Raw genomic sequence first — 12,022 nt, 5'->3', positions numbered from 1 at the left:
GAGGACACAGTGGCCGAGCCCGTCATATCGCTGCGCGGAGTCCGCGCCGAGCTGGGCTCGCGCCCCGTCCTGCGCGGCATCGACCTCACCGTGCACCGCGGTGAGGTCGTCGCGCTGCTCGGCGCCAACGGCTCCGGCAAGTCGACCGCGATCCGCACGGTCATCGGCCAAGTCCCGCTCAGCGGGGGCGAGATCGAGCTGTTCGGCACCCCGCGCCGCGCCTTCAGGGACTGGCGGCGCGTGGGCTACGTACCGCAGCGCACCACGGCCGCGGGCGGCGTGCCCGCCACGGTCACCGAGATCGTCACGTCCGGCCGCCTCTCCCGCACCCGCTTCGGCCTGCTGCGCAAGGCGGACCACGAGGCCGTACGGCACGCCCTGGAACTGGTCGGGATGGAAGACCGCGCCAAAGACTCGGTCAACGCCCTCTCCGGCGGCCAGCACCAGCGCGTGCTGATCGCCCGCGCGCTCGCCGCCGAACCCGAACTCCTCATCATGGACGAGCCGATGGCGGGCGTCGACCTGGCCAGCCAGAAGGTGCTCGCGGACACCCTGACCCGTCAAGTCGCCGAAGGCGCAACGGTGTTGCTCGTCCTGCACGAACTCGGCCCGCTGGAACCGCTGATCGACCGCGCGGTCGTCCTGCGCGACGGCTGCGTCCAGCACGACGGCCCGCCCCCGCGCGCGCTGGGCCAGCACGCGCTGCCCGGCCACGACCACGTACACCCGCACTCGGCGGACGCCGAACCGATCCGCACGGGACTGCTGAGCTGATGGACATCCTCGACTACGCCTTCATGCAGCGGGCGCTCATCGCCGCCGTCCTCGTCGGCATCACCGCCCCCGCGATCGGCATCTACCTGGTCCAGCGCCGCCAGCCCCTGATGGGCGACGGTATCGGCCACGTCGCGATGACCGGCGTAGGCCTCGGCTTCCTGCTGAACACCTCCCCGGTGTGGATGGCCACCGCCGTCTCCGCGCTCGGCTCGGTCCTCATGGAACTGATCCGCTGGTACGGCAAGACCCGCGGCGACATCGCCCTCGCGATGCTCTTCTACGGCGGCATGGCCGGCGGCGTGATGTTCGTCAACCTCGCGCCGGGCGGCTCCAACGCCAACCTGAACTCGTACCTCTTCGGCTCCCTCTCGACGGTCTCGCAGTCCGACGTGACGGCGATCGGCATCCTGGCCGCCTTCGTGGTGATCGTCACCCTCGGCCTCCGGCGGCAGCTGTTCGCCGTGAACCACGACGAGGAGTTCGCCCGGGTCACCGGCCTGCCCGTCCGCGCCCTGAACCTGCTGACGGCAGTCACGGCGGCCGTGACCGTCACCGTCGCGATGCGGGTCGTGGGCCTGATCCTGGTGTCCGCGCTGATGGTGGTGCCGGTCGCCGCCGCGCAGCAGCTCACCCGCAGCTTCGGGGCGACCCTCGCGATCGCCGGCACCCTCGGCGTGCTCGTGACGGTCAGCGGCACCGTCACCTCGTACTACCAGAACGTCCCGCCCGGCGCGACGATCGTGCTCCTGACGATCGCCGCGTTCATCGCCCTCACCGCGCTGGCCAGTCCGCTGGCACGGCGCCGGGCCCGGGCGGCAGCCGCCGCGCGACCCGCCGGGGACCCGGTGGAATGCGCGATTCCAGCCACACGGGGGGCCGCCGACGAGATCGGCGTCTGACCATGCACAGCCCGGGCTGGCACAATGGCTCGGCAAAGTGCAGACGTGAGGAGGCAACGGTGACGACGGCCGGTCCGCCCGTAAAGGGACGATCCACCCGCCAGCGTGCCGCCGTGGCGGCGGCGCTCGACGAGGTCGACGAGTTCCGCAGTGCCCAGGAACTCCACGACATGCTCAAGCACAAGGGCGACTCGGTGGGACTGACCACGGTCTACCGCACGCTCCAGAACCTCGCCGACGCCGGCGAGGTCGACGTCCTGCGCACCGACGACGGCGAGTCCGTCTACCGCCGCTGCTCCACGGGCGACCATCACCACCACCTCGTGTGCCGCGTGTGCGGCAAGGCGGTGGAGGTGGAAGGGCCCGCCGTGGAGAAGTGGGCGGAGGCGATCGCGGCGGAACACGGGTATGTGAACGTGGCGCACACGGTGGAGATCTTCGGTACCTGTGCGGAGTGCGCCGCAGGTTGACCGGGGTGTTGTGCGGGTGGGTCGGGGTGACCGCCCCTGGGGGCTGCCGCCCCCAGCCCCCGGGATGCCAGCCGTAGTGGTCAGCCCTCCTCGGGCCGCCCCCGCATCGCCTGCTCCATCGCGAGCAGCTTCTCGTTCGGCACCGCGCCGCCGAACCGCCGGTCCCGCTGGGCGAATTCGACGCAGGCGCGCCACAGGTCACGCCGGTCGAAGTCCGGCCAGAGCACGTCCTGGAAGACCATCTCGGCGTAGGCGCTCTGCCAGATCAGGTAGTTGGAGGTGCGCTGCTCGCCGCTGGGGCGCAGGAAGAGGTCGACCTCGGGCATGTCCGGGTAGTACATGTACTTGGCGAAGGTCTTCTCGTCGACCTTGGCCGGGTCGAGCCGGCCCGCCTGCACATCCTCGGCCAACGCCCTTGCCGCGTCGGCGATTTCGGCCCGCCCTCCGTAGTTCATGCAGAAGTACAGGGTGAGCGCGTCGTTGTTCTTGGTCTGCTCCTGGGCGATCTGGAGCTCCTTGGCCACCGACCGCCACAGCTTGGGCATACGGCCCACCCACCGCACCCGGATGCCGAGTTCGTCGAGGGTGTCGCGGGTCTTGCGGATGAAGTCGCGGTTGAAGTTCATGAGGAAGCGCACCTCGTCGGGCGACCGCTTCCAGTTCTCGGTGGAGAAGGCGTACAGCGAGATCGCGCCGACGCCCATCTCGACGCCGCCCTGCAACACGTCCAACACCCGCTCGGCGCCGACCTTGTGGCCCTCGGTGCGCGGCAGGCCCCGCTCCTTCGCCCACCGCCCGTTCCCGTCCATGACGATCGCCACGTGCTTCGGGATCAGCTCACCGGGCAGCTTCGGTGCGGTGGCCCCCGACGGGTGCGGCTCCGGCGCCGTGTACTCGCGCCGCTGGCGCCCCAGGATCCCGCGTACGGCCATGTGCTTCTCGTCTCCTCTTTCTACGACTTCTCTACGTAACGCAGCGAACGAAGTCCGCGTTCCAGATGCCAGTGCAGATAGGCGGACACCAGCCCGCTCCCCTCCCGCACATGCCGTGCCTCGCACGCGTCCGCCGTCTCCCAGTCTCCTGTGAGCAGCGCACCGAGCAGTTCGAGGGCCTGTGGTGAGGGTACGACGCTCCCCGCCACCCGGCAGTCGGGGCAGACGACCCCGCCGGACGCCACGGAGAAGAACCGGTTCGGCCCCGGCATCCCGCACTTCGCGCAGTCGTCGAAGCTTGGCGCATAGCCGTTGACGGCGAGGGAACGCAGCAGGAACGCGTCGAGGATGAGATGCGGAGCATGCTCCCCACCGGCCAGCGTCCGCAGCCCGCCCACGAGCAGCAGATACTGCTGTACGGCGGGCTCGCCCTCGTGATCGGTGAACCGCTCGGCCGTCTCCAGCATGGCCGTACCGGCGGTGTACCGCGCGTAGTCGCTCACGATTCCGCCACCGTACGGAGCGATCGTCTCACTCTGTGTGCACAACGGCAGCCCGCGCCCGACCAGTTCGCTCCCCCGCGCGAAGAACTGCACGTCCACATGCGAGAAGGGTTCCAGCCGGGCCCCGAACTTCGACTTGGTCCGCCGCACCCCGCGCGCCACGGCGCGTACCCGCCCGTGACCCCGGGTGAGCAGCGTGATGATCCGGTCCGCCTCACCCAGCTTCTGGGTGCGCAGCACGATGCCGTCGTCGCGGAACAGACTCATGGAGCCCATTGTCCCCTACGGCTCCGCGGCGCCACGACGCTTCAAGGCACCTCACCACGACTGCGAGCGTTCGCATACGCGGTCGCCGCGCTCAGCCGCTCGGCCGGGGTCGCGTCACGCACGGCGGCCGGCTCGACGTCCCACTCCCGTCCACCGCCGTACGGCCGCAGCTGGACATAAGGACCTTCATGCCCCATGACGATGCCCACTCTCCCGGTACGGGTGTCCACGGCGACCGATCCGACCGACGGGTTCATCGCACTCCTCGCACCCGAACAATTCCGGCGACCGACAGCACCGACCACCATTCCTTCAAGGTGTCCTCCGCCTCCGAGTAGTGTGCCCCCACCTGGCTCCCCTCCCCTTTCGACTTTCACGCTTCCTGCCTCCGGGGCACCCTTCCGCCCCTACACTCGGCAGGAGTCTGTCGACCGCAAGTACGGTGCGGCACAAGGAGGTTGGCCATGGCCAACGGTTCACGGCAGACGGGTTCGGGAGCCGGGCGCAACGCCCTCCAGCCACCGGCTCACCCCGCCGAGACCAGCCCCGCCTCGTACGCAAGGATCACCAGCTGGACGCGGTCCCTGGCGTCCAGTTTGGTGAAGAGCCGGGTCAGGTAGGTCTTCGCCGTGGCCACGCTGATGCACAGTTCGGCCGCGATCTCCGTGTTGGACAGCCCTGAGCCGACCAGGGTCAGCACCTCGCGTTCGCGCCCTGTGATGCCCGTCAACTCCCGGCGTGCGCGCGCCGGTTCGGGGCGGGACGACGCGAAGTCGTGGATCAGGCGCCGGGTCACGCTCGGGGCGATCAGGGCGTCCCCGGCGGCCACCACCCGTACCGCGCCGATGATGTCGTCCAGGGCCATGTCCTTGACCAGGAACCCGGACGCGCCCGCGCGCAGCGCGCCGTAGACGTAATCGTCGTCGTCGAAGGTGGTGAGGACGACCACCCGGGCCGCCGAGGAACCCGCGGTGATCGTGCTCGTCGCCTCGATGCCGTCCATCCCCGGCATACGGATGTCCATCACCACGACATCCGGGGCGAGTTGCCACGTCAGCCGTACCGCCTCAGCGCCCGTGCTCGCCTCTCCGACGACCTCGATGTCCTCGATGTCGGCCATCACCATCCGCAGTGCCGTACGGATGAGCTGCTGGTCGTCGGCCAGGACAACGCGGACCGTCATCGGGCGGCCGTCTCCGCCGGTACCGGCAGTCGCGCCGCCACCCGGAAGCCGCCCTCCGGACGCGGTGCCGCCGTGAACTCCCCCTGCAACAGGGCGACTCGCTCGCGCATCCCGGCCAGACCGAACCCGGTGTCGGTGGAGGTGCCGTGGCCCCGGCCCTCGTCGGTGACCTCCAGGGCGAGTTCGTCCTCGCGGTAGTCGAGGGTGACCCGGCAGGTCCGGGTGCCCGCGTGCCGTACGACGTTGGTGACGGACTCCTGGACGATGCGGAACGCCGACAGGTCGATGTCTGGCGGGAGTTGACGCGGTTGGCCGCGCCGGTGCACGTCGACCCGCACGCCGGCCGCCGTCGTCGTGGCGGCGAGCCGGTCGACGTCCCCGAGACCGGCGGGCAGCAGAGGCGCCGCGTCGGCCGCCCGCAGCGCGACCAGCATGCGGCGCAGCCCGGCGAGGGTCTCGCGCCCCTCGGTCTCCACGGCCCGCATCGCCTCCCGCGCGGCCTCCGGCTGGGTGGTGGCGACCCGGGCCGCCGCGCCCGCCTGGAGAGCGATGATGCCGATGCTGTGGGCGACGGTGTCGTGCATCTCCCGGGCGATACGCAGGCGTTCGGCGGTGACGGCCTGCGTCGCGGCCTGGGTGGTGAGCCGCTCGGCGTACGCGCGGCTCTGCCGCACGGAGTTGCCGATCAGCCAGGCGACGACAGCCGTGAGGGCGAGCGCCGCCCAGGCCTGCCAGTCCCCGCGGTCCAAGCTGTGCGGAAGTTGGAGGGGGCGGCCGAGGCCGGTCCGGGTGAGTTCGTAGGCGGGCAGGATCGCGATCGCCAGGGCCAGCGCGGCAAGGCCCCGGCTTCGGGTGGAGGTCGCGACGATCCAGCCGACGGCGATGTCGATCGCCCCGTAGTGGACGAGTCCGAGGGTGAGCCCGTTCAGTCCGAGCGTCACGGCGTACGTCCCCGCGACCACCATCCCGAACGCCGACAGCGGCATGAGGCGCAACAGTCGGCAGCCGAGGACGGCGAGCACGGTGCCCAGTCCGATGAGCAGCCAGCCGGCGGGGAGGGGCGGAAAGGGGTTCGTCGGCATGTAGGGGAGGCCGAGGAACGGGCGGATCGCGAACAGCGTGCCGTAGATCCACGGCACGCCCACCCAGGCGCCCGGCGGTACGCGCTTGAGCAGGGGCAGCTGCGGGGTGGCGGGCATGTCGCGATCGTAGGAGCTCGGGGCGGGCGCGGTCATCCGCCCGGAGACGTACAACCAGGGTCGACAGCGCGACCGTACGAGTGTCACCGGCGGGGCGATGCCCCGGACCGGCCGCCCGCGCAACCGTGGTGCCGTGATCGAAGTCAACGAACTCACGAAGAGGTACGGCCCCACCACCGCCGTACGCGAACTCTCCTTCACGGTCCGGCCCGGCCATGTCACCGGCTTCCTCGGCCCGAACGGCGCGGGCAAGACCACAACTCTTCGGATGCTGCTGGGACTTGCCGAGCCGACCGCCGGCACCGCCACCGTCAGCGGGCACGACTTCCGCCGGCATCCGCGCGGCCTGCGCCACGTCGGCGCGCTGCTCGACGCGGGTGATGTGCACGGCGGGCGGTCGGCGCGGGCGCATCTGCGGGCACTGGCCCGGAGCAACCGGATCGCCGCCGGGCGGGTGGAGGAGGTGCTCACCGAAGTGGGGCTCGCCGGGGCGGCGGCCCGGCGCCGGATCGGCGGGTACTCGCTCGGCATGAAGCAGCGGCTCGGCATCGCGACCGCCCTGCTCGGCGACCCGCCCGTCCTCCTCTTCGACGAGCCGCTCAACGGGCTTGATCCGGAAGGGGTGTTGTGGGTGCGGGGGCTGTTCAGGAAGCTGGCCGGGGAGGGCCGTACGGTCTTCGTCTCCAGCCATCTGATGTCCGAGATGGAGAACACGGCCGACCAGCTCGTCGTCATCGGCAAGGGCGAGCTGATCGCCGCCGAGAGCCTCGTCGCCTTCGCCGCGCGCGGTACGGCACCGACGGTGACGGTGCGGACACCAAACGCGGGCGCGCTGGCGGCCGTACTCGCGTCGGAGGGCGCGACGGTGGCGCCGCACGACGAGGAGACCCTGAAGGTCAGCGGGGTGAGCGCCGGCCGCGTCGGCGAGCTGGCACACGAACACCACTTCCTCCTCCGGGAGTTGACGACCGAGCACGCCTCCCTGGAGGCGGCCTTCATGGAACTGACCGCCGACAGCGTCGAATACCTCGCCGGAGACTCCCGATGACGACAGCGACCATGGCTGTGCCCGCCCCGCGCTTCGCCGACCTGCTGGCCGCCGAGTGGCTCAAACTCCGTTCCCTGCGCTCCACTTACTGGGCGCTCGGCGTCAGCGCCCTCGTCGTGATCGCCTTCAACGCGAACGCGGCCCGCGCCGACTACGCCGACTATCCGCGCTACGACACGGTGATGCGGGCCCACTTCGCGGGCAACGCGCTGTCCGACGCCTTCACCAACGGCGCCGCGATGATCCTCATCCTGACGGCGGCGAGCGTCGGCGCAGGCACGGTCGTCGGCGAGTACTCGACAGGGCTGATCCGCACGACGTTCGCGGCCGTGCCGGACCGCCGGGCCCTGATCTCGGCGAAGGCTACCGTGGTGACGGCGGTCATCACGGCGTACGGCGCGGTCGTCGCGTCCGTCTCCTTCGCGGTGACCCAGGCGATCCTGTCCGGCCGCGGCCTGGGCCTGTCGATCGGTCACCCCGGCGCCCTACGCGTCGTCGTCGCGTCGGCGCTGCTCGCTCCGGTGTCCGCGCTGGTCGGCATGGCCATGGGCGTCCTGATCCGGCACAGCGCCACGACGATGGTCCTGACGACCGGCCTCCTGCTCCTCGTGCCCACCTTCTTCACCGAGCGCTACCACTGGACGGCCTGCATCCGGAACGCACTGCCGTTCAACGCCTGGGGCCGCCTAGTCCAGGTCGACTACGGCCACATGCCCTACGCATTGGCCCACCGCTACCCGTCGACCGTCGCGGGGGCGTGGGTCGTGTTCGCGGTGTGGGCGGGGGTCGCGGCCGTGGTCGCGGTGGGGGTTGTGGGCCGGCGGGACGTGTGACGTCAGGGGAGGCTCGGAAGGTCGGGCGGACTCGCCTCCCACAGCTGGTTGAACTGTGCGATCTGCTCCGTCACCCGAGACCTCCGTGCGTTCAGTTCGCTTCTGGCCTCCTGCCCCGCCACGTCCGAGTTCATCTCGAAGTACAGTTCATCGTCGAAGATCATGAAGTCTCGCCGCCCGCGGAGTCCGACGCCGGGCGGCAGCTGAGACAGAACCGCAACTCGCGTCTCTATACCCAATTTTCTTTGAGAGTGGCGGATCCCCAGCAGCTTTTCGTTGACGTCATCGGTGCTTGCCACAATGAACAGACGCCGCACCTTCACACCGCGTCGCTCGATCGCGTACTTCTGCACCTGAAGATAGCCTTGCGCATCCGGGGTGTCCCAATAGGCCACGTCTTCGAACGTACTGGTGGCGTCGATACTCCCCGTTGCATGGCCGGTGAGGCGCACGAGCTGTTCATTGGGGTCTCCCGGCCAGCTCACGACCTTGGTGGCCAGGTCCTCCACGAACACGGCGAGGCGGTCCATCTCGCCCCGTGCGAAAGCCCTCGCGATCTCCGGGCCCTGGTCCCCCAACAGCGTGGCACTCTGGACCAGCCGCCGCACCTGCTCGGCGCCCATCCCCGACCGCTCCAACTCACTGAAGAGTTTGGTCACATCGCCGACCTGCTGGAACTTCTCCTGGACCATGCCCTTCATCTCGCGGTGATGCGCGGCCAGCGCCTCCCGGATGTCTCCACTCTGGAACAGCTGGCCACGCTCCACCGACGCCAGCCGTCGCTCGAAGTCGATCATGTACTGGACGATGAGCGCGGCACCGCCGATGACGATGGAGACGGCGAGTTTCCACAGCTCGTCCTGCGACTGGTTGATCAGGTTGGTGATCACGTACGCGATGGTCGCCACGACAAAGGTGACCAGTGTCTTCAGCAGGACAGGAGGTATGCGTACACCCCCCGCCGGCGCCGGACTCGGTGTCCCGGACGCTCCGTCCATGTCTGTCTCTCCCCCGCAGGATCATTCGCTGGACTTGTTCCGGTCAGTGCGGCGCCAGAGCCTTGTGCAACAACGGTATGGCCTGGACGGCCAGTTGGTCACGGATGCGCCGGACCAGGGTCTGCCACTGCCGGGTGAAGCCGGGGTCCCCTTCGAGCACGTCCCACAGGGGGCTCAGCGTGCGGTCGACGTGCGCACGTGGCATCCACAGATGCAGCAGATGGTCGACGGCCGGGCGCAGCACCAAAACCGCTGCGGGCCCGTCCGCCGCACCGAGCCGACTGTTCTCCAGCATGTGGACCACCGTCGTCAGAAGCCAGTCGTGCAGCGCGAGGTCTTCGCACAGCCCCGCGACTGCGGCGCCCGGAACGCTCTCCGGCACCCGCAGCTCGACGGTGCGCAGCCCGTCCTCGGCCAACGTGAAGCGGTCCAGCGACGGACCCTCGGCCTCGGACGTCCGTCGCGCGGCCCAACGCAGGTATGTGCGCCGGGACTTGAAGGGCGCCTTGTGGTCGAGGAGCGGATGTCGCACCAACTGTGCCAGCAGCCCCTCGGCGATCATTCCCAGGTCCAGTTCGCCGCGCCCTCCCCCGCGCAACGCGCCTTCTGCGGTGGCCTGTTCGGGCAGCCTCCCGAACGGCTCGACCACGCCGGGCCGGACGAGGTAGTGCCCCCAGGGACGGCGCACGTCGGGGCCGTCGGCCGGGGCACTGAAGTAGGCGGTGGACTGCAGGACACGCCCCTCGGTGAGTGCCGCGCGGGCGGCCACCGTGCCGACAGCCCGTACCTTGGCGCCGTTCGAGGTGGGCAGCCGGCAGTCCACGCCCGTCAGTACCTCGGGCGAGAGGGCGTACAGATTGGGCCGCTCCGAGACCCGGACGTGTTCGTCGGCGCGCAGCCTCAGCAGTTGGGCTGCGGCCCTGCCGTCCAGCGCCTGGAAGGACGGCAGCAGACAGGTGCGCACCTCGCCGCAGGCGAGGACCGAACGCGCGGGCCGTCCGGGGGTCGTCATGTCAAGTCCCCTCGTGTGACACGGAGTTGGCGGGCTCCTCGTAGAACACGTACGTGGCGCGCTGCGCGACCGCCTCCGGTACCGCGACGCCTTCACCCGCGGACCGCTTGGCCACCTGTTCGAGCGCTCCGGAGTCCACGTCTATCTGGTCGAGGATGAGCCGTACCGCGTCCTCGACTGCGAGGAACCGGTTCGGCAGCAGCGTGCAGGTGCGGTACGCGCTGAAGGAGATCCGGGAGTCGTTCAGTTTGAGCAGCGGCGGCAGCCGGTCCCAGTCGCGCGGGAGGTCCCCGCCGGTCCACTGCCGCGGGACCAGCACGGGCTCGCCCAGGTGCCGTAGCAGACCGAGGCGGGCCAACTGCCATACGGCCGCGAGAAACGGGCAGGACCACAGGCGCCCCCGGTCCGTCTCGGACCACAACTCGACGTCCATGAAGACCGAGTGGTTGCGGGCCGCGGCCTCTCGTGGCGGCTGCCAGGTGATGATCTCGGCCAGGGCGCTGCGGGTGGGGGTGGTGCGCTGTCCGTTGGCGAGCCAGCCGGTCTGGCTGACCGGCGGGCGCGAGCCGTGGCTGCCCGGTGGCGGCGACTCCACCAGGCGGTGCATGACGGACTCGGCCAGCTCGATCCGGTCGGCGACCGCGCAGCCCGACTCACGGGCCAGGTAGTCGATGACGAGCCCGGCCTTCTCGGCCTCTTCGAGGACCAGCGGGACGAGTTCGGCGGGGGTGGAGAAGCGGGTGAAGTAGTCGTCGATCAGGAAGCAGGTGCTGATGCGGGGGCGTTTGCCGCCGATCCGGCGGGCGGCGGAGGCGCGTGCCGCGTCCACCCAGATCCGTACCTCGGCAAAGTGCTCGCGCAGCCGCTCGGGGCCCGCCTCGAAGTCCTCCATGTAGAGGTGGCCCAACTCCAACGAGAGGTGGGCCAGGGGCACGGACTGTGTGCGTGGCTCAGCGGTGGTCTCCCGGAAAACGGCCTCGGTCACGCCTGCTCCCAGTACTTGTCGTCGGTCAGCCGCGCGGCCAGGTCGCGCAACGCCTGCCAGGTCTCCACTGCAGCGATCTGACTGTCGAGCACGTCCTCATCGGTGATGAGCTGCTCACGCCACTGCAGAACCGGCTCGAACGGCACGACGCCGAGAACCTGGCTGTAGCCGACGCCGTGGTGGGAGGCGAGCTGCTTGAGTTCGGCGTCGCACTCCTCCATCCACGCCGACTGGGTGGGCGAGACCTGCGACCACAGCATCGAAGCGGGATCGGGTACGGCGCCCCGGACGAAGCGGATGGCGCCGCGCAGGGCGTCCTCGTCGTGCCCGCGGGCGACACCGCCGGCGACGATGCCTCGCTTGCCGAAGACCAGACTCGCGGCAGCCTCCACATGCTGGCGGGTCCAGCGGTGGAAGACCAGCCAGCGGGCGTCGACACCGCTCATCTGCCGCTGCGCGGTGACCGCCAGGGCCATGTCGACGGCGTAGCTGCGGCCGGCGCTGAGGTCGACGATGATCAGGTCGAACTCGCCGTTGAGGCGCAGCAGCAGGTCCACGCAGCGGCGCAGGTTGTCCCCGGAGGTGGCGAACTCGCCGCCGCTGAGGTCACCCGGCATCAGGATCAGCCGGCCTGCTCCGGGTGGCTGGTTGCGCAGCACCCGGTGTTCGGTGTCGGCCCAGACGTCGAACCTGATCGGTTCGCTGTTCTCGCCTATGAGATAGGAGTGCAGGCCGCGGTCCTCGGCGGCCCGGCGGGCCTCGGGCACGTCGAAGACGGCCGAGGCGGTGGGCGAACCGAAGTCGAAGTCCAGGTAGCAGACGTCGTCCCCCATCAGTGCCCGCTGGTAGGCGAGGTTGGCGCTGGTCACGGAGCGGCCCGTGCCTCCCTTGTCGGAGGCCGCGAAGATCAGCACGG

General features: G+C 70.2%; 14 protein-coding genes. 5 read left to right on the top strand and 9 right to left on the bottom strand.

All coding sequences use genetic code 11. The annotated features are described in order from the left end of the window. The first annotated feature begins 9 nt into the window (after positions 1–9). Genes AB0I69_RS22215 through AB0I69_RS22205 form a run of 3 tightly spaced genes read left to right on the top strand, consistent with a single transcriptional unit; the run spans position 10 to position 2,146 of the window. Positions 10–774, top strand: coding sequence for a metal ABC transporter ATP-binding protein (locus tag AB0I69_RS22215; RefSeq protein WP_363097350.1), 765 nt, complete (start codon positions 10–12; stop codon positions 772–774). Continuing rightward, a complete protein-coding gene (locus AB0I69_RS22210; RefSeq protein WP_363097349.1) occupies positions 774–1,676 on the top strand; it encodes a metal ABC transporter permease in 903 nt (300 codons plus the stop codon). The genes AB0I69_RS22215 and AB0I69_RS22210 overlap by 1 nt, the downstream gene beginning before the upstream one ends. A gap of 59 nt (positions 1,677–1,735) precedes the next feature. Further along, positions 1,736–2,146: a transcriptional repressor gene (locus AB0I69_RS22205; RefSeq protein ID WP_363097348.1), complete on the top strand. Its 411-nt coding sequence runs from the start codon at positions 1,736–1,738 to the stop codon at positions 2,144–2,146. A gap of 80 nt (positions 2,147–2,226) precedes the next feature. Here the strand turns inward: AB0I69_RS22205 and AB0I69_RS22200 are convergent, their stop codons facing one another. The 5 genes from AB0I69_RS22200 to AB0I69_RS22180 all read right to left on the bottom strand — a co-directional run bounded on the left by AB0I69_RS22200 (position 2,227) and on the right by AB0I69_RS22180 (position 6,230). After that, positions 2,227–3,078: an isoprenyl transferase gene (locus AB0I69_RS22200; RefSeq protein ID WP_363097347.1), complete on the bottom strand. Its 852-nt coding sequence runs from the start codon at positions 3,076–3,078 to the stop codon at positions 2,227–2,229. A gap of 20 nt (positions 3,079–3,098) precedes the next feature. After that, entirely contained in the window at positions 3,099–3,848 is a 750-nt protein-coding gene (recO, locus tag AB0I69_RS22195) for a DNA repair protein RecO (RefSeq protein ID WP_363097346.1), read from the bottom strand. Positions 3,849–3,889: 41 nt separating this feature from the next. Beyond that, the gene (locus AB0I69_RS22190) at positions 3,890–4,105 is read right to left on the bottom strand and encodes a hypothetical protein (protein ID WP_363097345.1); all 216 of its coding nucleotides are present in this window, start codon (positions 4,103–4,105) and stop codon (positions 3,890–3,892) included. A gap of 269 nt (positions 4,106–4,374) precedes the next feature. Continuing rightward, positions 4,375–5,031, bottom strand: coding sequence for a response regulator transcription factor (locus AB0I69_RS22185; protein ID WP_363097344.1), 657 nt, complete (start codon positions 5,029–5,031; stop codon positions 4,375–4,377). After that, positions 5,028–6,230 carry a sensor histidine kinase gene (locus AB0I69_RS22180; RefSeq protein ID WP_363097343.1) on the bottom strand — a complete coding sequence of 401 codons (1,203 nt, stop codon included), beginning with the start codon at positions 6,228–6,230 and terminating at the stop codon, positions 5,028–5,030. Before AB0I69_RS22180 ends, AB0I69_RS22185 begins: the two co-directional genes overlap by 4 nt. A gap of 133 nt (positions 6,231–6,363) precedes the next feature. On the opposite strand from AB0I69_RS22180, the gene AB0I69_RS22175 reads away from it, so the two are divergent. Together AB0I69_RS22175 and AB0I69_RS22170 are read left to right on the top strand one after the other, a co-directional pair. Further along, positions 6,364–7,278, top strand: a complete 915-nt coding sequence (locus tag AB0I69_RS22175; RefSeq protein ID WP_363097342.1) for an ATP-binding cassette domain-containing protein — start codon at positions 6,364–6,366, stop codon at positions 7,276–7,278. Continuing rightward, the gene (locus AB0I69_RS22170; RefSeq protein ID WP_363097341.1) at positions 7,275–8,111 is read left to right on the top strand and encodes an ABC transporter permease; all 837 of its coding nucleotides are present in this window, start codon (positions 7,275–7,277) and stop codon (positions 8,109–8,111) included. The genes AB0I69_RS22175 and AB0I69_RS22170 overlap by 4 nt, the downstream gene beginning before the upstream one ends. Before the next feature lie 2 nt (positions 8,112–8,113). Here the strand turns inward: AB0I69_RS22170 and AB0I69_RS22165 are convergent, their stop codons facing one another. From AB0I69_RS22165 to AB0I69_RS22150, 4 genes are all read right to left on the bottom strand, one after another. Next, positions 8,114–9,001 (bottom strand): DUF6879 family protein, encoded by an 888-nt coding sequence (locus AB0I69_RS22165; RefSeq protein WP_363097340.1) that lies wholly within the window; start codon positions 8,999–9,001, stop codon positions 8,114–8,116. 151 nt (positions 9,002–9,152) lie between these two features. Next, positions 9,153–10,121 carry an SCO2521 family protein gene (locus AB0I69_RS22160; RefSeq protein WP_363097339.1) on the bottom strand — a complete coding sequence of 323 codons (969 nt, stop codon included), beginning with the start codon at positions 10,119–10,121 and terminating at the stop codon, positions 9,153–9,155. A gap of 1 nt (position 10,122) precedes the next feature. Further along, positions 10,123–11,106: an SCO2522 family protein gene (locus AB0I69_RS22155; protein WP_363097338.1), complete on the bottom strand. Its 984-nt coding sequence runs from the start codon at positions 11,104–11,106 to the stop codon at positions 10,123–10,125. After that, positions 11,103–12,020, bottom strand: coding sequence for an SCO2523 family variant P-loop protein (locus tag AB0I69_RS22150; RefSeq protein WP_363097337.1), 918 nt, complete (start codon positions 12,018–12,020; stop codon positions 11,103–11,105). The genes AB0I69_RS22155 and AB0I69_RS22150 overlap by 4 nt, the downstream gene beginning before the upstream one ends. Between the last annotated feature and the right edge of the window lie 2 nt (positions 12,021–12,022).

The sequence above is a fragment of the Streptomyces sp. NPDC050508 genome, from assembly GCF_040655155.1.
Taxonomy (GTDB): domain Bacteria; phylum Actinomycetota; class Actinomycetes; order Streptomycetales; family Streptomycetaceae; genus Streptomyces.
Note: the sequence above shows the minus strand (reverse complement) of the source record. Positions and strands in the feature narration are given on the sequence as shown.